This is a genomic window from Conexibacter woesei DSM 14684 (assembly GCF_000025265.1).
GTDB lineage: Bacteria > Actinomycetota > Thermoleophilia > Solirubrobacterales > Solirubrobacteraceae > Conexibacter > Conexibacter woesei.
Window position 1 is genome coordinate 1089506 of sequence record NC_013739.1, and the last position, 24986, is coordinate 1114491.

At 72.8% G+C, this 24986-nt stretch carries 23 protein-coding genes; 13 read left to right on the forward strand and 10 right to left on the reverse strand.

Going from position 1 to position 24986, the window contains the following annotated elements:
- The first annotated feature begins 44 nt into the window (after positions 1-44).
- The 4 genes from CWOE_RS05170 (at position 45) to CWOE_RS05180 (ending at position 3263) form a co-directional block, all read left to right on the forward strand.
- Positions 45-1034 (forward strand): thiamine pyrophosphate-dependent dehydrogenase E1 component subunit alpha, encoded by a 990-nt coding sequence (locus CWOE_RS05170; protein WP_012932519.1) that lies wholly within the window; start codon positions 45-47, stop codon positions 1032-1034.
- Positions 1031-2029 carry an alpha-ketoacid dehydrogenase subunit beta gene (locus CWOE_RS05175; protein WP_012932520.1) on the forward strand — a complete coding sequence of 333 codons (999 nt, stop codon included), beginning with the start codon at positions 1031-1033 and terminating at the stop codon, positions 2027-2029. Before CWOE_RS05170 ends, CWOE_RS05175 begins: the two co-directional genes overlap by 4 nt.
- A 28-nt stretch (positions 2030-2057) precedes the next feature.
- Positions 2058-2204 (forward strand): 2-oxo acid dehydrogenase subunit E2, encoded by a 147-nt coding sequence (locus CWOE_RS31845; protein ID WP_081425242.1) that lies wholly within the window; start codon positions 2058-2060, stop codon positions 2202-2204.
- 102 nt (positions 2205-2306) lie between these two features.
- A complete protein-coding gene (locus CWOE_RS05180) occupies positions 2307-3263 on the forward strand; it encodes an IS481 family transposase (protein ID WP_012931776.1) in 957 nt (318 codons plus the stop codon).
- Here the strand turns inward: CWOE_RS05180 and CWOE_RS05185 are convergent.
- Positions 3260-4351 carry a helix-turn-helix transcriptional regulator gene (locus tag CWOE_RS05185; RefSeq protein WP_012932521.1) on the reverse strand — a complete coding sequence of 364 codons (1092 nt, stop codon included), beginning with the start codon at positions 4349-4351 and terminating at the stop codon, positions 3260-3262. The genes CWOE_RS05180 and CWOE_RS05185 overlap by 4 nt on opposite strands.
- 139 nt (positions 4352-4490) lie before the next feature.
- On the opposite strand from CWOE_RS05185, the gene CWOE_RS05190 reads away from it, so the two are divergent.
- The gene (locus CWOE_RS05190) at positions 4491-6011 is read left to right on the forward strand and encodes an MFS transporter (RefSeq protein WP_012932522.1); all 1521 of its coding nucleotides are present in this window, start codon (positions 4491-4493) and stop codon (positions 6009-6011) included.
- A 14-nt stretch (positions 6012-6025) separates the two neighbouring features.
- Here CWOE_RS05190 and CWOE_RS05195 read toward each other — a convergent pair whose 3' ends face one another.
- Both CWOE_RS05195 and CWOE_RS05200 read right to left on the reverse strand, forming a co-directional pair.
- On the reverse strand, positions 6026-6451 hold the full coding sequence (locus tag CWOE_RS05195; protein WP_012932523.1) for a secondary thiamine-phosphate synthase enzyme YjbQ: 426 nt from the start codon (positions 6449-6451) through the stop codon (positions 6026-6028).
- A gap of 21 nt (positions 6452-6472) precedes the next feature.
- Positions 6473-6748, reverse strand: coding sequence for an MGMT family protein (locus tag CWOE_RS05200; protein ID WP_012932524.1), 276 nt, complete (start codon positions 6746-6748; stop codon positions 6473-6475).
- A gap of 184 nt (positions 6749-6932) precedes the next feature.
- Here CWOE_RS05200 and CWOE_RS05205 point away from each other — a divergent pair, with 184 nt between their 5' ends.
- Positions 6933-7841, forward strand: a complete 909-nt coding sequence (locus CWOE_RS05205) for a substrate-binding domain-containing protein (protein WP_012932525.1) — start codon at positions 6933-6935, stop codon at positions 7839-7841.
- Here CWOE_RS05205 and CWOE_RS05210 read toward each other — a convergent pair.
- The 3 genes from CWOE_RS05210 to CWOE_RS05220 are packed head-to-tail and all read right to left on the reverse strand — an operon-like array spanning position 7838 to position 13230.
- Complete coding sequence (locus tag CWOE_RS05210) at positions 7838-12115, reverse strand: multifunctional oxoglutarate decarboxylase/oxoglutarate dehydrogenase thiamine pyrophosphate-binding subunit/dihydrolipoyllysine-residue succinyltransferase subunit (RefSeq protein ID WP_012932526.1); 4278 nt, start codon at positions 12113-12115, stop codon at positions 7838-7840. The genes CWOE_RS05205 and CWOE_RS05210 overlap by 4 nt on opposite strands.
- A gap of 60 nt (positions 12116-12175) precedes the next feature.
- Positions 12176-12526: a hypothetical protein gene (locus tag CWOE_RS05215; RefSeq protein ID WP_012932527.1), complete on the reverse strand. Its 351-nt coding sequence runs from the start codon at positions 12524-12526 to the stop codon at positions 12176-12178.
- Positions 12527-12582: 56 nt separating this feature from the next.
- Complete coding sequence (locus CWOE_RS05220; protein ID WP_236262240.1) at positions 12583-13230, reverse strand: NUDIX hydrolase; 648 nt, start codon at positions 13228-13230, stop codon at positions 12583-12585.
- Between the two features lie 220 nt (positions 13231-13450).
- On the opposite strand from CWOE_RS05220, the gene CWOE_RS05225 reads away from it, so the two are divergent.
- The 3 genes from CWOE_RS05225 to CWOE_RS30235 all read left to right on the forward strand — a co-directional run bounded on the left by CWOE_RS05225 (position 13451) and on the right by CWOE_RS30235 (position 17107).
- Positions 13451-15091, forward strand: coding sequence for an FAD-binding oxidoreductase (locus tag CWOE_RS05225; protein WP_012932529.1), 1641 nt, complete (start codon positions 13451-13453; stop codon positions 15089-15091).
- A 10-nt stretch (positions 15092-15101) separates the two neighbouring features.
- Entirely contained in the window at positions 15102-16019 is a 918-nt protein-coding gene (locus CWOE_RS05230) for a ketopantoate reductase family protein (protein ID WP_012932530.1), read from the forward strand.
- Positions 16020-16522: 503 nt separating this feature from the next.
- Positions 16523-17107, forward strand: a complete 585-nt coding sequence (locus CWOE_RS30235; protein ID WP_012932531.1) for an ArsR/SmtB family transcription factor — start codon at positions 16523-16525, stop codon at positions 17105-17107.
- A 109-nt stretch (positions 17108-17216) separates the two neighbouring features.
- Here the strand turns inward: CWOE_RS30235 and CWOE_RS05240 are convergent, their stop codons facing one another.
- Together CWOE_RS05240 and CWOE_RS05245 are read right to left on the reverse strand one after the other, a co-directional pair.
- Positions 17217-17543 carry a hypothetical protein gene (locus tag CWOE_RS05240; RefSeq protein WP_012932532.1) on the reverse strand — a complete coding sequence of 109 codons (327 nt, stop codon included), beginning with the start codon at positions 17541-17543 and terminating at the stop codon, positions 17217-17219.
- A gap of 36 nt (positions 17544-17579) precedes the next feature.
- Complete coding sequence (locus tag CWOE_RS05245) at positions 17580-17975, reverse strand: VOC family protein (protein ID WP_012932533.1); 396 nt, start codon at positions 17973-17975, stop codon at positions 17580-17582.
- 43 nt (positions 17976-18018) lie between these two features.
- Between CWOE_RS05245 and CWOE_RS30240 the strand changes: the two genes are divergently transcribed.
- The 3 genes from CWOE_RS30240 to CWOE_RS05260 all read left to right on the forward strand — a co-directional run bounded on the left by CWOE_RS30240 (position 18019) and on the right by CWOE_RS05260 (position 20905).
- Positions 18019-18774 (forward strand): MBL fold metallo-hydrolase, encoded by a 756-nt coding sequence (locus tag CWOE_RS30240; RefSeq protein ID WP_012932534.1) that lies wholly within the window; start codon positions 18019-18021, stop codon positions 18772-18774.
- 36 nt (positions 18775-18810) lie between these two features.
- Entirely contained in the window at positions 18811-20199 is a 1389-nt protein-coding gene (locus CWOE_RS05255) for an ABC1 kinase family protein (RefSeq protein WP_012932535.1), read from the forward strand.
- A gap of 103 nt (positions 20200-20302) precedes the next feature.
- Positions 20303-20905, forward strand: coding sequence for a TVP38/TMEM64 family protein (locus CWOE_RS05260; protein ID WP_160165477.1), 603 nt, complete (start codon positions 20303-20305; stop codon positions 20903-20905).
- Here the strand turns inward: CWOE_RS05260 and CWOE_RS05265 are convergent.
- Positions 20880-21836, reverse strand: a complete 957-nt coding sequence (locus CWOE_RS05265) for a type IV toxin-antitoxin system AbiEi family antitoxin domain-containing protein (protein ID WP_081425243.1) — start codon at positions 21834-21836, stop codon at positions 20880-20882. The genes CWOE_RS05260 and CWOE_RS05265 overlap by 26 nt on opposite strands.
- A gap of 49 nt (positions 21837-21885) precedes the next feature.
- On the reverse strand, positions 21886-23292 hold the full coding sequence (gene pyk, locus CWOE_RS05270; RefSeq protein ID WP_041731618.1) for a pyruvate kinase: 1407 nt from the start codon (positions 23290-23292) through the stop codon (positions 21886-21888).
- A 184-nt stretch (positions 23293-23476) separates the two neighbouring features.
- Between pyk and CWOE_RS05275 the strand changes: the two genes are divergently transcribed.
- Positions 23477-24976 (forward strand): amidohydrolase family protein, encoded by a 1500-nt coding sequence (locus CWOE_RS05275; protein WP_236262242.1) that lies wholly within the window; start codon positions 23477-23479, stop codon positions 24974-24976.
- Positions 24977-24986 lie beyond the last annotated feature (10 nt).

Below are 24986 nucleotides of genomic sequence, written 5' to 3' on the forward strand. Positions count from 1 at the left end.
CTGGCCCCACCTTCGACCCACCCGACTGGAGATACCGACCAAGCATGACGACCAAGACCGAAGCTTCACGCCGGCCGGCCGGCGTCTCGCTCGAGGAGCAGCTCGACTGGCTGCGGACGATGCTCGAGATCCGCTTCTTCGAAGACCACTGCCACCGCCTCTTCGCGCGCGGCCTCGTGCGCGGCTCGACCCATCTCTGCCAGGGGCAGGAGGGGATCGAGGTCGGCGCCTGCCGCGCGCTGCGCGTGACCGACAAGATGGCCTGCACCTACCGCGGCCACGGCGCGGTGCTGGCGAAGGGCGCGCCGCTGGACCGCAGCTTCGGCGAGATCCTCGGGAAGGGCGAAGGGCTCTGCGGCGGCAAGGGCGGGTCGATGCACCTGACCGACCTGAGCGTCGGCGCGATCGGTTCGTTCGCGATCGTCGGAGCGCACCTGCCGATCGTCCTCGGCACCGCCTTCGCGGCCCAGTACGAGGAGCGCGACGAGGTCAGCCTCTGCTTCTTCGGCGACGGCTCGACGAACATCGGCGGCTTCCACGAGGCGCTGAACATGGCGGCGGTCTGGAAGCTGCCGGCGATCTTCGTCTGCGAGAACAACCTCTACGGCGAGTACTCGCCGCTCGCGCTGACGACGCCGATCGAGCGCCTCGCCGACCGCGCGGCCTCCTACGGGATGCCCGGAGTGCAGATCGACGGCAACGACATCGGGGTCGCGTACGAGACGGTCGCGGAGGCCGTCGCGCGCGCTCGCGCCGGCGAGGGCCCGACGCTGATCGAGGCGCTGACGTACCGCCAGAAGGGCCACTCGCGCTCGGATCCGGCGAGCTACCGGCCCGAGGGCGAGCTCGAGCGCTGGCTCGAGCGCGACCCGATCACCCTGCTGGAGCGCGCGCTGATCGACGGCGGCATCGAGCAGGCGCGCTGCGACGAGCTGCGCGAGACGGCGGAGCGCACCGTCGACGAAGCGCTCGAGCGGGCGATGAGCTGGCCCGATCCCCGGCCCGAATCGCGACTGGAGGACGTGCTGGCATGAGCGCGACGATCGACCAGACCACCACGGTCACGTACAAGCAGGCGATCACGCGGGCGCTGGCCGACGCGATGGAGGAGGACGCGCGCGTCTGCCTCTTCGGCGAGGACGTCGCGGCGGCGGGCGGCGTCTTCAAGGTCACCGACGGGCTCCACGAGCGCTTTGGCGAACGGCGCGTGCGCGACACGCCGATCGCTGAGCAGGCGATCATCGGCACCGCGATCGGCGCGGGTCTGTCCGGCCTGCGTCCCGTCGCCGAGATCATGTTCGCCGACTTCGCCGGCGTCTGCTTCGACGGGATCGCCAACGAGCTGGCCAAGTACCGCTACATGACCGGCGGGCAGGCCGCGATGCCGGTGACCGTCCGGCTCGGCAACGGCGCCGGCGGCGGCTTCGGTGCGCAGCACTCGCAGTCGGTCGAGAACTGGTTCCTCAACGTGCCGGGTCTGAAGATGGTCGCGCCGGCGACGCCGGCTGACGCATACGGGCTGCTGCGGGCGGCGATTCGCGATCCCGACCCGGTCCTCTACTTCGAGCACAAGAACCTCTACGGCGCGAGAGGCGAGCTGGCGGCGGACCCCGAGATCCCGCCGATCGGCAAGGCGGCCGTGGTGCGCGCTGGTACCGACGTGACGCTGGTGGCCACGCAGCTGATGCGGCTGCGCGCCGAGGAGGCGGCCGAGCTGCTGGCGCGCGAGGGCACCTCGGTCGAGCTGATCGACCCGCGCACGATCGCCCCGCTCGACGTCGAGACGATCGCCGCCTCGCTGGCGCGCACGAACCGCCTCGTCGTCGCGCAGGAGTGCAGCCACGCGGGCAGTTGGGGCGCCTCGCTGGTCTCGAGCCTGGTCGCCGAGCACTTCGAGTCGCTCGACGCGCCGCCGCTGGTCGTGAGCGGCGAGGAGACCCCGATCCCCTACGCGACTCCGTTGGAGGCGCTGTGGATCCCAAGCGTCGAGCGGATCGCCGACGGCGTGCGCCGGGCGCTCGCGTCCTGACCGCGATGCCCGAGCATCGGACGAGCTGGTGCGCGCCGACGCCGAGATCGTCGACCGCACGCTCATGACGCTGACGCTCACGTGCGACCGCCGGATCCTCTACGGCGCGGACGCCGCTCGCTTCCTCGCCGAGATCAAACAGCTGATCGAAGCGCCGCTGGACATGACGCTGTGAGCCAGCTCGACCGCTAGCTGTAGTTCCTGAGGAGGTTGTTCATCCGGGCCTCCTTGGAGGCTGACAGGTGCTCAAGCCAGTCAGTCCCAAGGAGGACACCGGATGAAGTTGCACGCTAACGCGCCTCTCGGCCCGAAGGGCCGTGAGCGGATGGTGCTTCGGGTGGTCGAGCAGGGGTGGTCGATCGCGGAGGCCGCGCAAGCGGCCGGAGTGAGCGACCGCACCTGCTCGAAGTGGATCGGCCGCTACCGGGCCGAGGGCTCGATGGGGTTGGTCGACCGGGCCTCGACCCCGAAGCGCAGCCCGACGCGCACGCCCGAGGACCGGGTCCAGTTGATCGCTGCGTTGCGCCGGTTGCGGATGACCGCTGCCGAGATCGCCCTCTGCCTGGGAATGGCGCTTTCGACCGTCTCAGCGGTCCTGCGGCGGATCAATCTCGGCAAGCGCTCTCGGCTGGACCCGCCCGAGCCACCCAACCGCTACGAGCGAGCCCGACCGGGCGAGCTGTTGCACATCGACGTCAAGAAGCTCGGCCGCATCCATGGCGGCGCCGGGCACCGCGTCACCGGCCGCAAGAGCGGGATGCATCGCGCGCGAGGGGCGGGCTGGGACTACGTTCACGTCTGCGTCGACGACGCGACTCGCCTGGCCTACGTCGAGGTCTTGCCCGACGAAAGAGGAACGACGGTCGCTGGGTTCTTGCGCCGCGCGATCCGCCACTATCGCCGCCACGGAATCACCGTCGAGCGCGTGATGACCGACAACGGCTCGGGCTACCGATCAACGCTGCACGCGATCGCTTGCCGTCTTCAAGGCGTCCGACACCTCCGCACCCGGCCCTACCGGCCCCGCACCAACGGAAAAGCTGAGCGGTTCATCCGCACGATGATCGAGGGCTGGGCCTACGGCGCGATCTACGCCTCAAGCGCAGAACGCACCGCAGCCCTTGACGGCTGGCTCTTCACCTACAACCATCGCCGCCCACACGGCTCCCTCAGCCACAAGCCCCCGGCAGCCCGCCTCCGCGAGCTGAACAACCTCCCTAGCTCTTACAGCTAGCTCGCCGCGCGCTCGGTCCCGAAGAGGGCGGTCAGCTCGGGGCGCGAGGCGACGCCCGTCTTGGCGAAGATCGCCTTGACGTGGTCGCGCAGCGTGTGGCGGGAGATCGCCAACCGCTCCGCGACGGCGTCGGTCGTGAGGCCGGTCACGAGCAGCTCGGTGACGTTGCGCTCGCGCTCGGTCAGGCCGTAGAGCGCGTGCAGCAGCGGCACCAGCTCGGCGCGTCCGGCCGGCTCCAGCACGAGCGCCGTGCGCGCGGCGCCGCCGTCGGCGGCGTTGAGCACGTCGCCGCGCACGAGCAGCCAGCCGTCGCCGGGGATCGGCAGCCGCAGCCGCGCGGGACGCAGGTCGCGCGCGCTGCGCGCGAACGCCTGCGCGTGCTCGGCGACGAGCGCGAGCGGCGTCGGCAGGTACTCGCCGTCGTGCGGCGAGGGGATCCGCGTGAGCCACTGCTGCGCGTCCGCGGTCGACGCCTCGATACGGCTGTCGCCGTCGACGATCAGCATGCCGGCGCCGCCGGTCGCCGGCGCGACGAGCGGCGTGCGGCCGAGCGCGGCGCGCAGCCCGCGGCCGAGGTGCCCGGCGACCGAGGCGACGAAGCGGACCTCCTCGGGCGTGAACGCCGGCGCGTCGGTCGCGCGCGCCAGCGTCGCGGTGCCCCAGGTCGCGTCGCCGCTGCGGGCGAGCAGCCGCAGCTCGTCGTCGAGGCCCTGCGGCGCGAGCAGCGCGCGGTGCCGCGCGCTCGTCGCGAGGTCTCCGCCGGTCGCCCCGGACAGCGAGGCGGCGGCCGCGCCGGCGCGGTCGAGCTGGTCGAACAGGTTGACGTCGTCGCCCGCCAGCTCGTGGCGGATCGTCTCCAGCACCACGGCGCAGTCGAGCAGCACGCCTTCGACGACGGCCTCGTCGGTCTCCAGCAGCGTCTCCGGGTCGGTCAGCGCCCACGTGGCGCGGTCGTACGGGACGACGCGGCGGACGCGCTCGGCGACCTCGTGGATCAGCTCGCGCGGCTCCAGCTGCGCGTCGGCGAGCGCCGCGATCGTCTCGCGCGCGGTCGCAGCTCTCGTTCCCATGACGGCGGGCTTCGGCATGCGTCGAGCGTAGCGGGGGCGTCCGCGGGCGCACATCCCCCACTTGCGGGGGGTGGCAGGACCCCCTCGGCGCGGGATGGGAACGGCGTCCGCTCGGCGCGAACATCGCCGTCCGGCTTCCGACCCGAAACGAGACCCGATGCAACCGACACCTTCGACCACCCCATCCGCACGCGAGCCGGCCGATCCGCGCCGCTGGTGGCTGCTCACGCTCGTCGCGATCGCCGAGCTGATGATCATCCTCGACATCTACATCGTCAACATCGCGCTGCCGTCTGCCCAGAGCGCGCTGGAGATACCCGACGCGAGCCGCCACTGGGTCGTGACGGCGTACGCGATCACCTTCGGTGGACTGCTGCTGCTCGGCGGTCGCGTCGGCGACTACTGGGGCCGCAAGCGCACGTTCACGTTGTCGCTTGTCGGCTTCGGCGTCGCGTCGGCGCTCGGCGGCGCCGCCTGGTCGCCTGAGCTGCTGTTCGCGGCCCGCGCGCTGCAGGGCGTCTTCGCCGCGCTGATGGCGCCGGCGATCCTGTCACTGCTGTTCGTCACGTTCACCGACCCGCGCGAGCGAGCGAAGGCGTTCGGCGTCTGGGGCGCGGTCGCCGGCACCGGCAGCGCGATCGGCCTGCTGCTCGGCGGCGTCTTCACCGAGTACGCCTCGTGGCGCTGGACGCTGCTCGTCAACGTCCCGGTCGCGGTCGCGCTCGCCGTCGCCGCATGGTGGATCGTCAGGGAGAGCCGCACCGACGGCGAGACGCGCTACGACATCCCGGGCGCGCTGACCTCGACGCTCGGCGTGACCGCGCTCGTCTACGGCTTCACCCGCGCCGAGAGCGACGGCTGGGGCGCCCCGGTCACGCTCGCGCTGCTGGCCGCCGGCGTCGCGCTGATCGTCGCGTTCGTCGCGATCGAGCGGCGCTCGGCGAACCCGCTGCTGCCGCTGCGTGTGCTGACCGATCGCAACCGCGCCGGCTCGTTCGCCGCGAACGCGCTGTTCGCGGGGGCGATCTTCTCCTACGGCGTCTTCCTCGTGTATTACCTGCAGGGCAGCCGCGGCTACTCGGCGATCGAGTCCGGTCTCGCGATCCTGCCGCTCACGCTGGCTGCGATCGCGTTCGTCTCGATCGGCGCACGCCTGCTGCCGCGCGTCGGGCCGCGGCCGCTGACGGTCGGCGGCTTCGCGATCGGCGCCGTCGGGCTCGGCTGGCTGGCGTTGATCGGCGAGGACACGTCCTACATGGCGGTCGTCTTCCCCGGGCTCGTCCTGCTCGGCATCGCGGCTGGGCTGGTGTGGCCGGTGCTGAGCAACACGGCGCTCGTCGGCGTGCAGCCGCGCGACGCCGGCGCGGCGAGCGGGATGGTGAGCGTCGCCCAGCAGCTCGGCGGCGCGCTCACGGTCGCGTTCCTCAACACGCTCGCGGCGAGCATCGCCGAGGGGCGGGTCGAGCGCGACGGCGACGCCGCGCTCGCCGCGGGCCTGATCGACGGCTACGCGGCGACGTTCGCGGTCGGCGGCGGGCTGATGCTGCTCGGCGCGGTCGTCTCGCTGCTGACGATCACGCGCCGGCTGCCGGCGTCCGAGCAGGACGCCGAGCTGCCGGACCCCGAGCTGCCGGCCGTGAACGAGGAGCCGGCCGTCGCCGGCGCGCGGGCGGCGTGACGCCGCTCCGCGCCTCAGCCGGGCTCGCCGTGCGCGGTCGCGATCAGCGACCGCGCACCGCCGCGGTCGCGGTGCTCGCAGAGGTAGATCCCCTGCCAGGTGCCGAGCGCGAGCCGGCCTCCGGCGATCGGCAGCGTCAGCGACGGTCCGAGCAGGCTCGCCTTGACGTGCGCGGGCATGTCGTCGTCACCCTCCGCGGTGTGGGTCCAGTACGGCGCGCGCTCCGGGACCGCCTGGTCGAACCACGCCTCGAAGTCGCGCCGCACGCTGGGGTCGGCGTTCTCGTTGAGCGCGAGCGACGCGGACGTGTGGAGGATGTGGAGGTGGAGCAGGCCGGCGCTCAGCTCGCGCAGCTCCGGCAGCGCCGCGACGATCTCGCGCGTGATCAGGTGGAAACCGCGCGGATGGGGCTCGACGCGCAGCTGTCGCTGGATCCACATCGGCTGGACGCTAGCGCGTCGTCAGTCCAGGAGCCGAGCGATGCGCATGTCGACCCGCTCGCCGCGGAACGGGACGCCCTCCGCCTCCAGCAGCGCGCGCTGGCGCGCGCCCATCGCGAGCGAGCCGTCGGCCCGCACGATCCGGTGCCAGGGGACGTCGGCGTCGGTCCCCGCGAGCACGGTGCCGGCGAACCGCGGCGCACCGGGGGAGACGTCGCCGTAGGTGCGAACGAATCCCTCGGGGGTGGCGCGGACGCGCGCGAGCACGCGCGCGACGTTCTCAGACGACCTTCTCATGCCGCCAGAGTAGCGTCGCGACACTATCTCGACCAATACGGTCGGGAATAGTGCTATGGTGCTGCGGGATGGCAAATAGGGCAAAGTCGATCGCTTATCGGACGAATCGAGGGAGCAGGTCCGGGGACGCCTCGACGAGCAGCGATCGGCTTTGCCCGTCCTTCCCCCACAGGAGCGTGTGCCGATGAGCCTCGAAGAGATCCTCGCGCCCAGTGCGGCGCGACCCCGCCCGGCCGCGGCCGTGTCCGACCTCGCCGAGCGCCTCGGCTGGCTCGACGGCGCCGCGCTCGAGGATCGCACGCGCTGGTTCCGCGAGGGCGACAACGTCACCGCGCTCCACGCTCGCAGCGACGGCCGGCCGACGCGCCTCGTCGGCCTCACCTGGATCGACGGCTACCAGGGCGTCCTGTCGCTCCCCGGCACGGGGATCGCCGAACCGGCGCAGCTCGCGGGCCGCCGCCTCGGGTTGCCGCGGCGCGACGACGGGCAGCCGATCGACGTGCAGCGCGCCGAGGCCAGCCGTGGCTTCCACGCCGCCACCGCGCTCGCGTGCCTCTTCTCCGACGAGTTCGAGTACGCCGACGTCGCGGTCGAGCGCGCGCGCGGCGACGAGGAACCCTACGCGGCCGAGGCGGCGGCGCTGCTGCACGGCGAGGTCGACGCGATCTACGTCGCCGGCCGCGCCGGTCGCGCGCTCGCCGACAGGATCGGCGCCGTCGAGGTCGTCGACCTCGGCGCGCACCTCGACCCGGCGGTGCGCGTCAACGCGACGACGCCGGCGGCGCTGACCGTCGACGAGCGGACGCTCGCACGCGAGCCCGACCGCGTCGTCACGCTGCTCGCCGCGCTGCTGCGCGCCGGCGCCTGGGCCGAGACGCACGAGGACGCGGTTCGCGCCGCCTACGGCCGTCGCGGGATCGAGCAGCAGCTCCACATCGACCTCTCGACGCACAAGCTCGCCGCGCTCGGCGCGCAGAAGGACTTCCTGCTGACGCACGGCTTCCTCACCGCGGACGTCGACACGGCGGCATGGGCCGATCCCGGCCCGCTGGCGGCGGCGCGGGAGCGCGTCGCGAACGAGTCGCGCCGCTAGCGCTCGCCCGGCAGCTTCACCGGGTACATCCCGACGGGGCGGGAGAGGTCGAGCGCGGTCTCGACGATGCGGCGCTGCTCGGCGGCGTGGGCCGCCGGGTAGCCCTCGGCGGTCGAGGCGCGCTCGGGCCGGCCGATGTAGCCGAAGTTCAGGTCGCGCGGGAGGATCTGCATCAGGCGCGGCGACATGTGCGCGCGGGCGCCCATGTTGCGCGGCTCCTCCTGCAGCCACACGACCTCTCTGAGGTTCGGGTAGCGGTTCACCAGCTCCATCACCTGCGCCTGCGGGAACGGGTAGAGCAGCTCGATGCGGGCGATCGAGACGCCGTCGTTGTCGGCGCGCAGCTCGCTGTTGACGAGGTCGTAGTAGACCTTGCCGGTGCAGAGGATCAGGCGCGTGACCTTCTGCTCGTCGACGCGCGGCTCCGCCAGCACGGGGAAGAACTGCGTGTCGGACAGATGCTCGATGCGGTTCGTCGCCTGCGGCAGGCGCAGCAGCGACTTCGGCGTCATCACGATCAGCGGGCGCTGCTTGGCGATCTTCGCCTGGCGCCGCAGCAGGTGGAAGTACTGCGCCGGCGTCGACGGGTATGCGACGCGGATGTTGCCCTCCGCCGCGAGCTGGAGGAAGCGCTCCAGGCGTGCGGAGGAGTGCTCCGGGCCCGAGCCTTCGTAGGCGTGCGGGAGCAGCAGCGTCAGGCGGCTCGACTGGCCCCACTTCGCGAGGCCGGAGACGATGAACTGGTCGATGATGACCTGGGCGCTGTTGGCGAAGTCGCCGAACTGGCCCTCCCACAGCACGAGCGTCTCAGGACCCTCTTGCGAGTACCCGTACTCGAAGCCCATCGCCGCGATCTCCGACAGCGGCGAGTTGTGCAGCTCCATCGGCGCGAGCGCGTCGGGCAGGTTCTGGACGGGGCAGTACTCCTGGCCCGTCTTCGGGTCGTGCAGAACGAGGTGGCGCTGGGAAAAGGTCCCGCGCTCGGCGTCCTGGCCGGTGAGGCGGATCGGCGTGCCCTCGGTCAGCAGCGAGGCGAACGCCAGCTGCTCGGCCTGCGCCCACGTGATGCCGCCGTCGGCGCCGACGGCCTCGCGGCGCTGATCCAGCGAGCGCACCAGCTTCGGGTGGATCGTGAAGCCCTCCGGCACGCGCAGGAGGTCGTCGTTGAGTCTGCGCAGGCGGTCGGCGTCGACGGCCGTGGGGACCTCCGGGGAGGGCGTGCGGTCGAGCTTGTACTCGCCGGTGCCCTGCTCGACCGGGCTGGCGGCCGCGAGCCGCGCCTTCAGCTCCTGGTGCTGCTCGGTCAGCTTCTGCCAGACCTCGTTCGTGATCGCGTCGACGTCGTCCTGCGTCACGACCCCGGCATCGACGAGCTGCTTGCCGAACAGCTGCGGCATCGTCGGATGTCTTCTGATTCTCGTGTACATCTCCGGCTGCGTGTACGCCGGCTCGTCCGCCTCGTTGTGACCGAAGCGGCGGTACCCGATCAGGTCGATGACGACGTCGTGGCCGAACTCCTGCCGGTAGGCGTGCGCGAGGCGCACCGCCGCGACGCTGGCGGCGACGTCGTCGGCGTTGACGTGGATGATCGGGACGTCGAAGCCCTTCGCCATGTCCGACGCCCAGCGCGTCGAGCGCGCGTCGTCCGGGTCGGTGGTGAAGCCGACCTGGTTGTTCTGGATCAGGTGGATCGTGCCGCCGACCGTGTAGCCGTCGAGCGCCTGCAGGTTGAACGTCTCCGCCACGACGCCCTGGCCGGGGAAGGCGGCGTCGCCGTGGAGGACGATCGGGAAGGCGGCGTTGGTGTCCTGGTGGGCATGCGGGCCCTGGCGCGTCGTCTGCGCGGCGCGTGTGGCGCCGGTCGCGACGGGCGCGACGTACTCCAGGTGCGACGGGTTCGACTCGAGGCGGACGACGATCTCCTCGCCGCCGGCGACCTCGAACGAGCCGCGCGCGCCATGGTGGTACTTGACGTCGCCGGTGCCGCCGTCCGGGATCGAGGTGATCACGTCGAGCGTCGAGACGCCCTCGAACTCGGCGAAGATCGAGCCGTAGGAGCGGCGCAGGTTGTGCGCCAGCACGTTGAGGCGGCCGCGGTGGGCCATGCCGATGACGACCTCGCGGCCGCCGCGCGTCGCGGCGAGCCTGACCAGCTCGTCGATCATCGGGACCGTCATGTCGAGGCCCTCGATCGAGAACTGCTTCTGCCCGAGGTACGCCTTGTGCATGAAGCGCTCGAACGCGTCGACCTCGATCAGGCGGCGCAGCAGCGTCTTCTGCTCGTCGGCCGTGAGCGGCTTGCGGAACGCGCCGGTCTCGATCTTCTCGCGCAGCCAGACGCGCTGGCGGTGCGAGGAGATGTGCTCGATCTCGTACGCGATCGTGCCGCAGTAGGTCTCGCGCAGATGCGGGAGCGCGTCGGCGAAGGTCGCGCCCGGGACGCCCATCCGCATGATGCGGGCGGGGATCTGCGCCATCAGCTCCGGCGTCAGGCCGAGCGGCTCGGGATCGAGGCCGGAGTCGCCGACCGGCTCGGAGCCGAGCGGGTCCAGCCGCGCGGCGAGGTGGCCGTGCGTGCGGTGTGCCTTCAGCAGCGACACCGCCGCCTGGACGGCCTGCAGCAGCTCCTCGCTCGGCGGCGCGCCGACGGCGGCCGGTGCGGCGGCGGCAGGAGCGGCGAGCGCGGCCTGCGCCGCGGGCGCCGGCGGGGGCGGAAGCGCGGGCAGCTCGGCGCCGAGGTCCTTGAAGACGGTCTCGTAGAAGCCGTCCTCACCCTGGAGCAGCTGCTCGATCCGCTGCAGGAAGCGCCCAGACTCGGCGCCCTGGATGATCCGGTGGTCGTACGTCGAGGTCATCGACATGACCTTCTCGGCGCCGATCAGCTCGCCGATCGCGCCGAGCCCGACGGGGTAGGCGATCGAGCCGGTCGCGACGATCGTGCCCTGGCCGACCATCAGCCGCGGGACCGACGCGACGGTGCCGATGCCGCCGGGGTTCGTCAGCGTGACGTTGCCGCCGGTCAGGTCGTCGGCCGTCAGCGAGTTCGTGCGCGCCTTCTCGACGAGCGCGTTGTACGCGTCGAGGAAGCCCTTGAACGAGAGCGTGTCGGCGCCTCTGATGACCGGCACCATCAGCGTGCGGCTGCCGTCCTTCTTCTCGACGTCGACGGCGAGGCCGAGGTTGACGGCACCGTCGTCGACGCGGTGCGGCTTGCCGTCGATCTCGGCGAAGTGGTGGGCCATCACCGGCAGATCCTCGCCGGCCTTCGCGATCGCGTAGGCGATCAGGTGCGTGAACGAGACCTTGATGCCGGCGGCCTTCAGCTGCTTGCGGCGCGCGTCGAGCGTCGTCACCGTCAGCGTCCGGAACGAGGTCGCCGTCGGGATCGAGCGCGACTCGTCCATGTATCTGGCGAGCATCGCCGCGCCGCCCTTGATCAGCGTCGAGCCGGCGGGCTTGTCGGCGGTCGCGGCCTTGCCGTTGGTCGACGCGCCACCGTTCTTGGCGGCGGTCAGGACGTCGTCCTTGACGACGCGGCCGGCGCGGCCGGAGCCGGCGACGCGGTCGAGCTGGACGCCGAGCGCGGCAGCGACGCGGCGGGCGACCGGGGAGGCGTTGCCGCTGGTGTCGACCGCGGTGGAGGCGGGGGCGGCGGCGGATGCGGTCGCGCCGTCGGCGCTCGGCGCGGCGGCGGGAGCGGCGCCGCCTGTGGTTCCCGTCATGCGTGCGAGCACCTGGCCGACCGTGACGGTGTCACCGGCGGCGGCGAGGATCTCCGTGACGGTGCCGCTCGCGGGCGAGGGGACCTCGGCGTCGACCTTGTCGGTCGAGATCTCGACGATCGTCTCGTCCTCGGCGATCGTGCCGCCGGGCTCGACGTGCCATTCGAGGATCACGCCCTCGTTGACCGACTCGCCCATCTGCGGCATGACGATCTCGATCTCGGTCGCCTCCGTCGTGGTGGAGGCGGAGGGCCCGGGCTCGTCGGCCGGAGCGGCAGGAGCCGCCGGGGCGGCCGCGCCGTCGCTCGGCGCGATCTCGGCGATGACGGCGCCGACGGCGACGGTGTCACCCTCGGCGGCGAGGATTCTGATGACGGTGCCGGTGATCGGCGCGGGCACTTCGGCGTCGACCTTGTCCGTCGAGATCTCGACGAGCGTTTCGTCGGCCTCGATGGTGTCGCCCTCGGCCTTGTGCCATTCGAGGACGACGCCTTCGTTGACCGACTCTCCCATCTGGGGGAGGACGACTTGGACTGTGGTGTCCACCGACATCTCGTTGTCTGACAATAGCGATTCGTCGCGGGGAAGCACGTCCCGGTTATCGACGCGCCGCTAGGACGGTTGAGCGCCGCCCGCCGCAGCGCCTGCGCGCCGCCTCCGATGCTCCTCCCAGAGGAACCCGGCGGTGCCCGCGAACGGCCCCAGACCGCCGATCACGGCGACCACGACCGCGAGCCAGAACGGGATCGTGCGTCGCCGCGCGGCGACGATGCAGAGCAGCGACATGCCGATCCAGAGCAGGCCGTGCGCCCAGCCGAAGATCAGCGTGACGGTCTCGTTCTCGGGTCCGAGGAAGAAGACGAGCACGACGGCGTAGACGCCGGAGTGCACGAACGACAGGATCTCCAGGAAGCGGAACGACGGGAAACGTGAAAAGCGGCGGCCTGCGGCCTTGCTTTCCATCCGAAGAACTCGCCTGGCGGCTCGCTCTTCGGCCTCGCTCGGCACGGCCTTGACCCTCATGCGAGCAGCGTCGCCATCCGCCGCACCGTGTCGTCGGCCTCCTGCGGCCACGCTTCGACGTCCGCCGGCCACCAGGCGTGCGCGTCGTGCTCGTCGTCGGGGACGGCCTCGGCGCCCGGCGGGAGCCAGGCGAGCCCGACGAGGAACGCGAGCCCGTTCGGCGTCGCGGCGAGCGCCTCGACGGTGAGCCGCTCGGGCACGAGCGACCACTCCTCCTCCAGCTCGCGCGTCATCGCGTCGACCGGCGACTCGCCGACCTCCACCGCGCCGGCCGCGCCGAGCGTCCAGCGGCCGGTCCAGGAGGCGAGCCACGGCGCGCGGCGGCCGGCGAGCCAGCGGCCGTCGGCGGCGCGCACGACACAGAGGACCGAGACGCTGCGCGTCGCCTCGCTGCCGACGAGCCGCAGCGACCAGCGCGCCGGCTGCAGCTCCAGCTGCAGGCCGCCGTCGCGCTGCTCGAACGCGGCGAGCCGCGCGGCGAGGCCGTCGTGGCTCGGCGAGCCGCGCTCGCGCAGCGCCGCGAGCGCCTCGTCGGCGGCGGCCTCGTCCTCGGCGCACGGTTCGAACGGCTCCTCGCGCCAGACGCACGTCACCTGGTCGGGCGACCAGGGTCCGCGCGCGAGCATGTCGTGGGTGACGGCCACGGACTGAAGGCTAGATGGTTGATGGCGTGGCCGGCGTGGTCGGATGTGCGTGGATCGTGGATGCCGGGCGTCGCCCGCCGAGCCGACATCGTGGCAGCGCCACTCGTGGGCTCGGCGGGTGGCGATCCGGCGCCGCGAGGCGCGTGCAGACGGCCGTGCCGGTCGCGTCATCGACCATCTGGTTCGTCACCGGCCACGACGGCGGACTTAGACTCGCGCGATGCCACGCGAACGCAACCACTGGGGATGGGGCTGGGCGGACGAGGCGCTGTCGGAGGCGCAGGTGCGGGAGGCAGCCGGCGGGCTCGCGCAGCACCTCGGCTTCGGTTCGGCGGAGGCCGAGCGGGCCGTCCCGCTGGAGGCGGTCGAGCTGCCCGCGCCGCGGCTCGCGCCGCCGCGCGCGGGCGCCGACGCGGCGCTCGCCGGCCTGTTCGCCGACGACCGCGCCTCGCGCGTGCGCCACACGTACGGGCGCGCGTACCGCGACGTCGTGCGCGGCTTCCGCGGCGACTTCGAGCACGCGCCCGACCTCGTCGCGCGCCCACGCGAGGAGCACGACGTCGCGCGCGTGCTGGAGTGGGCGGCCGGCGCCGGAGCGGCGGTGATCCCGTTCGGCGGCGGCACGAGCGTCGTCGGCGGGGTGGAGGCGCGCGTCGGGGCCGGCTATGCCGGCGTCGTCTCGCTCGACCTGACCGCGCTCGACCGCGTGCTCGAAGTCGACGCCGTCTCGCGCGCCGCGCGCGTACAGGGCGGCGTGCTCGGCCCCGACTTGGAGGCGCAGCTCGCGCCGCACGGTCTGACGCTGCGCCACTTCCCGCAGTCGTTCCAGTTCTCGACGCTCGGCGGCTGGATCGTGACGCGCGCGGGCGGCCACTTCGCGACGTTGCAGACGCACATCGACGACCTCGTCGAGTCGGTCCGCGCGATCGCGCCGAGCGGCGCGTGGGAGTCCCGCCGGCTGCCGGGCTCCGGCGCCGGCCCGAGCCCCGACCGCCTGCTGCTCGGCTCGGAGGGGACGCTCGGCGTCGTCACCGAGGCGTGGGTGCGCGTGCGGCCCAAGCCGGTCCACCGCGCCGGCCGCGCGGTCCGCTTCGGCTCGTTCGCCGACGGCGCGGAGGCCGTCCGCGCGCTCGCGCAGTCCGGCCTGCATCCCGAGAACTGCCGTCTGATCGACGCGCGCGAGGCGGCGCTGACGTTCGCCGGCGACGGCTCCTGCGCGCTGCTCGTGCTCGGCTTCGAGTCCGCGCATGAGCCGGTCGACGCGCGGCTGGAGAGCGCGCTCGCGCTCTGTCGCGCGGCCGGCGGGAGCTGGGAGGAGCGCGCGGAGGGCGCGCGCGGCGGCGCGGTCGGCAGCTGGCGCGAGGCGTTCCTGCGCGCGCCGTACGTGCGCGACGTGCTCGTCGCGATGGGGGTGCTGTCGGAGACGTTCGAGACCGCGATCACGTGGGACCGCTTCGCGGCGTTCGTCGAGACCGTGCGCGGCGCGGTGCAGGAGGCGGTGCGCGAGCAGTGCGGCGACGGGCTCGTCACCTGCCGCGTGACGCACGCCTACCCGGATGGCGCGGCGCCGTACTTCACCGTCGTCGCGCCGGTGAAGCGCGGCGAGGAGGTCGACCGCTGGGACGCGATCAAGCGCGTCGCGGGCGACGCGATCCTCGCCTCCGGCGGGACGATCACGCACCACCACGCCGTCGGCCGCGACCACCGGCCGTGGTACGACGCGCAGCGGCCCGACCCGTTCGCCGCCGCGCTGCGGGGCGCGAAGGCGGCGGTCGACCCGGCCGGGATCCTCAACCCCGGCGTGCTGATCGACCCGCTGCGGGCGCCAGCCGAGGCGCCGCTCGCGCCGCCCGCCGACTAGCCTGCGGGCGATGGCCACCGTGTCGATCGCGATCCTCGGCCCCGGCGGAGTCGGCGGCTTCCTCGCCGCCGCGCTCGCGCGCGCGGGCACGGCTGACGTGACGGTCGTCGCGCGCGAGCCGACGGCGGCGCTGATCGCGCGCGACGGGATCGCCGTCGAGAGCGTGCGGCTGGGGGACTTCGTCGCGCGCCCGGCGGCGGTGCCGCAGCTCGCCGCGACGGTCGACGTGCTGCTCGTCGCGACGAAGGCGGCCGGGCTCGACGCCGCGCTCGCGCGCGTCGACGCCGAGCCCGCGCTGGTCGTCCCGCTGCTGAACGGGCTCGACCACGTCGCACGGCTGCGCGAGCGCTTCGGCCCGCGCGCGGTCGCCGGCACGATCCGGATCGAGGCCGACCGGCCGCAGCCGGGCCGCGTCGTGCAGACGAGCAGATTCCTGTTCGTCGACGTCGCCTCCGACGACCCCGGCCCGCGGCCGCGGATCGACGCGCTCGCCGCGGCGCTCGACGGGGCCGGCGTGCCGGTGCGGATCGGCAGCAGCGAGGCGCAGGTGCTGTGGAGCAAGCTCGTGCGGCTCAACTCGCTCGCGTGCGTGACGAGCGCGTACGACGCGCCGCTCGGCAAGATCCGCGACGACCCCGAGCGGCGGCCGGTGCTGGAGGCGTGCGTGCGCGAGACGGCCGCCGTCGCGTGCGCCGCCGGCGCCGCGATCGATCCCGAGCGGACGCTCGCGGAGCTCGGCGAGGCGCACGCGACCCTGGGAAGCTCGATGCGGCGCGACATCGCCGCGGGGCGCCCGCCGGAGCTCGACGCGATCGCCGGTGCGGTGCTGCGGGCAGGCGGCCGGCTCGGCGTGGCGTGTCCGACGGTCGCCGAGCTGGCACGGCAGATCGCTGTGCGTGCTGGGGTTCCGGCGCCCGCGGCGGCGTAACCTACTTCCGGGTCGGTCCTTCAAACGCTCGGCGTCAGGATCCTGACACGAGACGTTGCCGCTGAGTGCTCACCAGTCAAGGATTCTTTCGCGGTTCAGGCGGCTGAATCTGCGTCATACGGACATCAATATTCAGTTCTGAACGTTTGGTCCTTGGGCTTGAACGGGATCGTCGCTGCGCCAAGCATGCGCAGCGATGACAGCCTCGCTGCCGCCGCTCCATTCGCCCCGGATCACACGATCGCATTTCCCCCGGCGATCGTCGCGACGCCTCGCGCACGCCCCGTTCCCAACGCGCGAGCACGCTGGCTCGGCCGCACCTCCCGCGGCGGCCGTCGCTTGCTAGCGAAGGGCGACACGGTGCACGAGCGCTGCAGGGCGGCCCTGGCGGGTTGCGAACTCGCCAGGCCCGCTCTCAGCAGCGGCTGCCGTACATCCCCCCGTGTACGGCAGCCCGCTGTCATCCCCGTCCGTATCCGGTCGCAACGGTCGAGCTGACCTGGATGGCCCACCAGCCAGCCGGTGACGCGATCGACGCGCGAGTCGTCAAGGCGCTGTCGCATCCGACGCGCGTCCGCATCCTCGACCTGTTGCAGGAACGCGAGCTGGCCAGCCCGGTCGAGCTGTCGCAGGAGCTCGGCGTCCCGCTCGGCACCGTCAGCTACCACGTCAGACGGCTCGAGCAGCTCGGCTTCATCGAGCTGGCGAGCCGCACGCAGCGGCGCGGCGCGATCGAGCACCACTACCGTGCGCGCGCCGCGCTCGACCTGCCGCGCCGCCAGCGCCGTCGCGGCGGGGCCGCGACGGCGACGACGCCGGCGGAGCTGGCCGCGCGAACGCTCGACGAGGCGCAGACGGCGCTCGCGCGCGGCGGCTTCGACGCGGTCGAGGCGCGCGCCGACAGTCGCGCGCTGCAGCTCGACGCGCGCGGGCTGAGGCAGGCGCTCGCGGCGCTGGAGAGATGGTCGGCGCGCGTCGAGAGAGTCGAGCGCGCGAGCGCCCGGCGGCTGGCGAAGGCCGACGGCACGGGCCGCGCCGCGCGTCAGACGACGACGCTCGTCACGCTGGTGCCGAGCAGCGGCGACTAGGGGCCGCGCGCCGCTCGCGCTCGCGCGACGCGCGGCGCCCGCGCGCTGCCGCGTCAGTCGCCCGCGCGCGTGCCGTCAGCCGCGCTCGCGCGCTGCGCTGCCGCGCGCGTCAGCCGAACTCGCGGCGCTCGACGGAGCCGCCGCCGACGGAGACCTGCTCGGTCGCGACCGCGTCGACGACCTCTTCCTCGACCTCTTCGACCTCTTCGTCGTGCTGGCCGTCGCAGAGCACGCGGAAGTTGCCCGTCACGCCGCTGTCGGCGTGGATCGTGATGCCGGGCAGGACCTCCTCGCCCTCGTCGAAGCCGAGGCGCTCGAGGTCGAAGTGGGCGAGGCCGATGCCGTACGCGTTGTGCGTCGGGTTCTCGCGGTCATGGGCGGCGATCGCCTGGGCGAAGCGCTGGAGGTTCTTGGCGATCTTGCTCGTGTCGGCCATGCTCACCGCAGGGTAGCGCGCTCCGCGGGGTCGGCGCTAGGCCGGTCCGACCTTCTCGATGATCTCGATCCGGTACCCGTCCGGATCGCGCACGAAGCAGAGGCGGGAGCCGCCCTCGCGGACCCGGTAAGGCGCCTTCTCGGGGGCGATCCCCTGCTCGGCGAGCCGGCCGAGCGTCGCGTCGAGGTCGCTCGCGGTGATCGCGATGTGGCCGTAGCCGGTCCCGATGTCGTACGGCTCGTCGCGCCCGACGTTGTACGTCAGCTCCAGCCGCGGACCGCCGTCGCCCTCATCGCCCGGCATGTTCATGAAGACGTTGATCGCCTCGTCGCGGATCGGCGCGCGCCGGACCTCCTCGAAGCCGAGCGCCTCGTAGAACTTGACCGACCGCTCGATCTCGAAGATCCGGTAGCAGGTGTGGATGAGGGGCATCAGGTCAGACTAGCCGTTGGGCACCGCCGTTTAAGCTGAACCCATGATCATCGAACGCACCATGTCCGACGGCTTCCTGACGAACACATACCTCGTCGCCGACGGCCCGGACGGGTCGGCGGTGCTGATCGACGCCGGTGGCGGCCTGGAGCCGCTGCTCGACGCGATCGAGCGCGAGCGGCTGACGCTCACGACGATCCTGCTGACGCACCACCACGGCGACCACGTCCAGGAGCTGGACCGGGTGCTGGAGCGCTTCCCCGGCACGCCGGTGCTGATCCACGAGCTGGAGCAGGAGCTGGTCCCGCAGGCGACCGGGACGATCGTCCCGGGCGAGCCGATCCCCGTCGGCGGGCTGCGGATCGACCCGCTGCACACGCCCGGCCACACCCTCGGGATGGTCTCGCTGCTCGTCAGCGACGGCCACCAGCAGGCGCTCTTCACCGGCGACACGCTGTTCAAGGGCTCGGTCGGCGGCGTGCGCGCCCCCGGCCACACGACCTACGAGGACATCAAGTCCTCGATCATGGACAAGCTGCTTCAGTTCCCGCCCGACACGCCGATCCACCCGGGCCACACGGACCCGACGACGGTCGGGGCCGAGAAGGAGGAGAACCGCTTCGTGCGGATCTGGCGCGGCCTCGACCCCGAGGGCTCCGAGCCGTGCACGGCGCTCGGCGAGCCGGCGACGCTCGTCCTGCTCGGCGACGACTACGACGGCGGCCACAAGGCGTGGATCCGCTGGCCCGACGGCAGAGACGACATCGTCCCCGGCTCGAAGGTGGAGACACAGGGCTAGCCCGCCGCGTCGCCGCCACGCCTAGGATCTATCCGGATGGCGCGCGACAGAATCCCGACCTCCCGCGTGCAGCGGACGGCGCGCATCGGCAGTCTCGCGGCGAGACAGGCGATGCGCCAGGCGGGCACGCGGGCGGCCAACGTCGCGCGTTCGAGAGAGGGCGCGCAGGCGGCGCTGGAGAAGCGCCACGTCGAGGCGGCCGAGCAGATCGTCACCGCGCTCGGCTCGATGAAGGGCGCGGCGATGAAGCTCGGCCAGGTGATGTCGTTCCTCGACGTCGGGCTGGTGCCGGAGGAGTACCGCGAGGAGTTCCAGGCGAAGCTCGCGAAGCTGCGCGACGCGGCCCCGAAGGTCGCGTTCAAGGACATGCGCAAGGTGATCGAGGAGGAGCTGGACGACGACCTCGGCGAGGTCTTCGCGTCGTTCGACGAGGAGCCGATCGCGGCCGCCTCGATCGGCCAGGTCTACCGCGCGACGCTCCACGACGGGCGCGACGTGGCGGTCAAGGTCCAGTACCCGGGCGTCGCCGCCGCCGTGCGCGCCGACATGGCGAACCTCGGCCTGATCATGCGGCTGATCAAGCGGCTCGCTCCGGGGATCGACGCGAAGGGCGTCGCGGAGGAGATCCGCCTGCGGATCGACGAGGAGCTGGATTACGAGCTGGAGGCGCAGAACCAGCGCTCGCTCGCGCGGATCTTCCGCGGCCACCCGTTCATCGTCGTGCCGGACGTCGTCACGAGGTTGTCGCGCGAGCGCGTGATCGTGATGGAGTTCGTCGAGGGGACCGGCTTCGAGGTGCTCAAGAGAGGGTCTCCGGAGGAGCGCGACCGGCTCGGCGAGATCGTCTTCCGCTTCTTCATGGGCTGCCTCTACCGCCACCACCAGTTCTCGGGCGACCCGCACCCCGGCAACTTCCTGCTGCAGGACGACGGCAGAGTCGCCTTCCTCGACTTCGGGCTGTTCAAGCGGATGGCGCCGGAGGCGGTCGAGTTCGAGCTGGCGTGCCAGCGGGCGGTGTCCGAGGGCGACGCGGAGGAGCTGCACCGGCTGCTCGGCTCCTCGGGCTTCCTGCCCCACCCGGAGAAGGTCGACCCCGAGTCGGTGATGTCGTACGTCGCCGACTCGATCTGGTGGTACACGGTCGACGAGGAGGTGCAGCTGACGCCCGAGATCGCGACGCACATCGTGATCGAGTCCTCGGACATGCGCTCCTCTCATTTCCGTGAGATGCGCCACCAGGACATACGTCCCGAGCACCTCTTCGGGCGCCGTATGGAGATGCTCACACTCGCCGTCCTCTCGCAGCTGCGCGCGAAGGGCAACTGGCACCTGATAGCGCGTGAGTGGATGTACGGCGAGCCGCCGGTGACCGAGCTCGGGCGCGAGGAGGCGGAGTTCTATGGGGCGCGGGCTGCTTCGTCCTGAGGGTTCTGGGGTTTCGAACGACGGCAGCGAGGGGGTGCGGGATCGGCCGCGGCGAGCGCAGCTCGTGGCGCTTGCTCGGCTGTTGGGGCTCGGGGCCTTCGTCGTGGCGCTGTTTGTCGTCGCTGCCTCCGTGTTCGGGCTCTCCTCCGAGGGGGTGCGGGACGCGGTCGACGGAGTCGGGCCGCTGGCGCCGCTCGTCTTCGTCGTCGTCTCCGCGGGGCTGACGGTCGCGTGCGTTCCCGGGCCGCTGCTGGCCGGGGCGTCCGGGCTGCTGTTCGGCACCGCGCTCGGGACGCCGACCGCGATCGTCGCCGCGACGCTCGGCGCCACCGCGGCCGCGTTCATCTCCCGCCGCTTCGGCGCGAGCGCGCTCGACGACCTCTCCGGCAGACGCATCACCGCACTGCAGGACTGGATCGCCGCGCGCGGCTTCCTCGCGGTCCTCTACGCGCGGATCCTGCCGGCGGTCCCGTACAGCCTCGTCAACTACGCGGCCGGGCTCACGCGCGTCCCGCTCGCCGTCTTCGCGCTCGCGACCGCGATCGGCTGCGCCCCGCGCGCGTTCGCCTACGTCGCGCTCGGTGGCAGCCTCGACGACCTCGGCTCGCCCGAGGCGATCGTCGCCTTCTCCGTGCTGGTCGCGATGGCGCTCGTCGGACTGCTGTTCGCCGCACGCGACGTCAGGACCGCGCGACGACGCGCCTGAGCTGCGCGCGCACCGCCGCCGGGCGGTGGACGACGTCGTGGTGGGTGAAGCGCAGCACCGTCCAGCCCGCCGCCGTCAGCGCGTTCGCCTTCTCGCGGTCGCGCTGGAAGGCGCGGCGGTGGCGGTGGAACTCCCACCCGTCCAGCTCGACCGCGACCCGCGCCGCGTGCCAGACCGCGTCGACCTCCAGCCCGTCGACGATCGCGTTCGTGTGCGGGCGCGGCAGGTCCCTCCAGGCGCCGTCGAACAGCGCGAGGAAACGCTGCTCCAGCTCTCTGCGCGTCAGTTCGAGCCCGTGCGCGCGGTGCTGCGCGAGGACGTCGGCAAGCCGCGCGTTGCCCGGCCCGGCGCGGTGGCGCAGCCGCTCGAGTGCGCCCTCGATCCCGCGCACGTCGACGCGGTGGATCCGCTCCGCCTCGGCGAGCGCCTTCGCGAGGTGGTCGCGCGGGACGAGGCAGGCGAGGTCGACGAGCGTGCGCGCGAGGCTGGTGACCGGAACCGCGCCGAGCCGCGTGACGTCGGCGGGCGTGAGGACGGTCGTGCGGTGGACGCGGATCCGCGCCGTGCTCTTGACCCGCCGCGCGGTCGAGACGTCGGTCTGGCGATGGTCTCCCGGCCGGAGCCCGTACAGGCATGCCGCGTCGCGATGGCTCAGCACCGCGCCGGGCCCGACCGCCAAGACCGCAGCGAGGTAGTGCCCCTCGCGGCGCAGCTGGCGGTGCCCGACGGCGTAGACCCCGCGGTGCAGGCGGGTCAGCGAGCCGTTCGCGACGCGGGCCTTCAGCATCGCGCGCGTGACGCCCTCCGCTGCGAGCTGCCGCCGAGCCACCACACCGAGCTGGCGATTTGCCAGCTCTGTGAGGACCACATCCGGATGAGGTGCATTCTCGGGTCGTCTGACGACCCGAGAATGCGAGGGTTCGGTGAGCACCGGGCGATCGTGGCACCGACCACGCGCGCGGCTCTACACGCGTTTGCGTCTAAACGGTCTCGACCTGGAACAAACTGGTTGTTCCTGGCTTGCCTGACGGCAGGCCGGCGGTGATGCCGATGCGGTCGCCGGGCTTGACCCAGCCGAGCTCGACGGCGCGGCGGCCGGCGTCCCTGATCAGCTCCTCGGTTATCTCGTGGCGGCGCATCGACGCGGCCTCGACGCCCCACATCAGGCCACAGCGGCGGACGGTCTCCTTGCCGGGGGAGAGCGCGTAGATCGGGACGTTCGGGCGGTGCGCGGAGATCAGCCGCGCGGAGCGACCGGAGAGCGTCGGGATCACGAGCGCGGCGAGACCGAGCTCGCGCGCGGCCTCGCAGGCGCTGTGCGCGACGGTGTAGGCGGGATCGCGCGCGTCGCGGCGGACGCGGCTGTCGTTCCACTGCTCGTAGGGCAGCTCGCGCTCGGTCCGCTCGGCGATCGTCGCCATCGTTCTGACGACGAGCACCGGGTGCGCGCCGACGGCCGTCTCCTGCGAGAGCATGACGGCGTCGGTGCCGTCGAAGATCGCGTTCGCGACGTCGGTCACCTCGGCGCGCGTCGGGCGCGAGGAGGTGATCATCGAGTCGAGCATCTGCGTCGCGGTGATCGCGGGGCGCGCGAGGCGGCCGGCGATTCTCAGCAGCTGCTTCTGCACGACCGGCACGTCCTCGATCGGCAGCTCGATGCCGAGGTCGCCGCGGGCGACCATCAGGCAGTCGGCGGCACGGATGATCTCCACCGCGTTCTCGACAGCCTGCGGCTTCTCGATCTTCGCGATGAGCGGAAGCCTGGTGTGCTTGCGCACTTCGACGACGTCGGACGGCTCGCGCACGAACGACAGCGCGACGAGGTCGACGCCGATCGACTCGCCGAACTCGAGCAGCTCGAGGTCGCGCTTGGGGACGGCCGGGAGGCCTCTCGTCGAGCCGGGGATGTTGAGGCCCTGGCGCGAGGCGACCGGGCCGCCCGTCTCGATCACCGTGTCGACCTCGCCGGTGTCGGTGCGGACGCCCTTGACGGCGAGGCGGATGCGGCCGTCCGCGAGGTAGACGACGTCGCCGTCCTCGACCGCGTCGGGCAGGCCGGCCCAGCTGACGCAGATCGCGTCCACGTCGCCCTCGCCCTCGCTGCCGCAGCGCAGCGTCAGCTTGTCGCCGACGCGCAGGTCGACGTGATCGTTCTTGAGCGAGCCGATCCGCAGCTTCGGACCGGGGAGGTCCTGCAGGATCGCGACCTGGCGACCGGCGCGGCTGGCGGCCTGGCGGACGAGCTGGACGTTCTCCTCGTGCTCGTCTCTGGAGCCGTGCGAGAAGTTCAGGCGGGCGACGTCGAGACCGGCCTCCACCATGCGAACGAGCACTTCGGGATCACGGGAGGCGGGCCCGATGGTGGCAACGATCTTGGTGCGACGCACGGGGATCACCGTAGCGGGTGCGCGATCCGGACCTTGGTCTCGACGCGTGAACTGGCGCTGTTCCAGACGTTTGGGTGGTACGGCGTCGCCGATCGGGGGTGTCGCTCGCGCCGAGCGGGAATGACTAACGTGTTGGATCGAGTTCAACATGTCGAACGGCGCTGGAGGGACGGTGGACGAGCCGGTGAGGGACCTCGTGGTGCGCGGCTGCGACGTGCTCGTGGAGCCGGGCGACCTGCGTGAGCAGGTCGACCTGGTGCTCGCGGGCGAGCGCGTGGCGGCGGTGGGCGTGGGCGCGGCGGGCGTGGGCGGCAGTGCGGCGGGCGCGGGGGCGCGGGAGCTGGACGGGCGCGGGCTGCTCGCGATCCCGGGGCTCGTCAACGCTCACACGCACTCGCCCGAGAACTGCCTGCGCGGCGTCGGCGAGGGGCTGGGGCTGGAGCCGTGGCTGATGACGATGTTCGGCGCGGGCGGCGACCTCGACGCAGAGGCGCACGAGGTCACGGTGCTCGCCGGCGCGGCGGAGATGCTGCGCAACGGCACGACCTCCGTGATCGACCACCTCTGGATGACGCCGCCGTCGCCCCGCGCGCTCGACGCCGCGCTGCGCGCGTACGCGGCGAGCGGGATGCGCGCGACCGTCGCGCCGCTGATGGAGGACCGCGACGTCACCGACCAGCTCGCGGCGCAGCTCGGGCTCGACGTCTCCGCCGGTCTCGTCACCGCGCTGCCGGAGGCGCTCGGGACGACCGAGCTGCTCGCCGTCCTGCGCCACGCGTTCGAGACCTGGCACGGCGCGGAGGACGGCCGGCTGCGGATCCTCGCCGGCCCCGGCGGCGTGCAGTGGGCGAGCGACGAGCTGCTGCTCGGCAGCGCGGAGCTGGCGGCGCGTCACGGCGGCGGCGTCCACATCCACCTGCTGGAGACGACCGTGCAGGCCGCCGCCTGCCGCGCCGCGTTCGGCCGCAGCGGGCTGCAGCGGCTCGCCGACCTCGGGCTCGTCGGCCCCGGCCTGTCGCTGCCGCACAGCGTCTGGATCGAGGCCGCCGACGTCGAGACGATCGCGGCCGGCGGCGCGACCGTCGTCCACAATCCCGCTGCGAACACGCGCCTCGGCAGCGGGCGCGCGCCGATCGCCGCGCTCCTGCGCGCGGGCGCGCACGTCGCGCTCGGGACCGACGGCTCCGCGTCCTCCGACAACCAGTCGGTCTGGGACGCGATGAAGCTCGCCGCGCTGATCCACAACGACGCCGACGCGGACGTGTGGGTCGGGAGCGCGGAGGTGCTGCGGATGGCGACGACCGGCGGCGTCCGCGTGATGGCGCGCGGTGGGGGCGGTGCCGCGGGCGCGACCGCCGACGGCCTCGGGACGCTCCGCCCGGGCGCACCGGCCGACTTCGCGCTGCTCGACCGCCGTGTCAGCGGCCTCGCGGGCGCCTTCGCGCTGGAGCCGAGCCTCGTCCTGTCCGAGGACGGGCGGGCGGTCCGCCACGTCTTCGTCGCCGGCCGCCAGCTCGTCGCCGACGGTCGCTGCCTGACGATCGACGAGGCCGACGTCAACGGCCGGCTGCGCGAGCTGGCGCAGCGGCGCGCCCGCGACGCCGACCCGCTGCCGGCGGCCGTCGCGCGGGCCGTCGGGCAGATGCGCGCGCTCCGTCAGGCGCTCGCCGAGCGCGGCCCTTGACTTGCGCGTG

Bases quoted from the DNA above. Each gene is read 5' to 3' on its own strand.
- CWOE_RS05225 (WP_012932529.1), top strand. From the start codon at position 13,451: ATGCCACGCGAACGCAACCACTGGGGATGGGGCTGGGCGGACGAGGCG.
- CWOE_RS05175 (WP_012932520.1), top strand. From the start codon at position 1,031: ATGAGCGCGACGATCGACCAGACCACCACGGTCACGTACAAGCAGGCG.
- CWOE_RS05180 (WP_012931776.1), top strand. From the start codon at position 2,307: ATGAAGTTGCACGCTAACGCGCCTCTCGGCCCGAAGGGCCGTGAGCGG.
- CWOE_RS05215 (WP_012932527.1), bottom strand. From the start codon at position 12,526: ATGGAAAGCAAGGCCGCAGGCCGCCGCTTTTCACGTTTCCCGTCGTTC.
- CWOE_RS05185 (WP_012932521.1), bottom strand. From the start codon at position 4,351: ATGCCGAAGCCCGCCGTCATGGGAACGAGAGCTGCGACCGCGCGCGAG.
- CWOE_RS30235 (WP_012932531.1), top strand. From the start codon at position 16,523: ATGGCCCACCAGCCAGCCGGTGACGCGATCGACGCGCGAGTCGTCAAG.
- CWOE_RS05195 (WP_012932523.1), bottom strand. From the start codon at position 6,451: ATGTGGATCCAGCGACAGCTGCGCGTCGAGCCCCATCCGCGCGGTTTC.
- CWOE_RS05205 (WP_012932525.1), top strand. From the start codon at position 6,933: ATGAGCCTCGAAGAGATCCTCGCGCCCAGTGCGGCGCGACCCCGCCCG.
- CWOE_RS05210 (WP_012932526.1), bottom strand. From the start codon at position 12,115: ATGTCGGTGGACACCACAGTCCAAGTCGTCCTCCCCCAGATGGGAGAG.
- CWOE_RS05245 (WP_012932533.1), bottom strand. From the start codon at position 17,975: ATGCCCCTCATCCACACCTGCTACCGGATCTTCGAGATCGAGCGGTCG.
- CWOE_RS05255 (WP_012932535.1), top strand. From the start codon at position 18,811: ATGGCGCGCGACAGAATCCCGACCTCCCGCGTGCAGCGGACGGCGCGC.
- CWOE_RS30240 (WP_012932534.1), top strand. From the start codon at position 18,019: ATGATCATCGAACGCACCATGTCCGACGGCTTCCTGACGAACACATAC.
- CWOE_RS05240 (WP_012932532.1), bottom strand. From the start codon at position 17,543: ATGGCCGACACGAGCAAGATCGCCAAGAACCTCCAGCGCTTCGCCCAG.
- CWOE_RS05190 (WP_012932522.1), top strand. From the start codon at position 4,491: ATGCAACCGACACCTTCGACCACCCCATCCGCACGCGAGCCGGCCGAT.
- CWOE_RS05200 (WP_012932524.1), bottom strand. From the start codon at position 6,748: ATGAGAAGGTCGTCTGAGAACGTCGCGCGCGTGCTCGCGCGCGTCCGC.
- CWOE_RS05230 (WP_012932530.1), top strand. From the start codon at position 15,102: ATGGCCACCGTGTCGATCGCGATCCTCGGCCCCGGCGGAGTCGGCGGC.
- CWOE_RS05170 (WP_012932519.1), top strand. From the start codon at position 45: ATGACGACCAAGACCGAAGCTTCACGCCGGCCGGCCGGCGTCTCGCTC.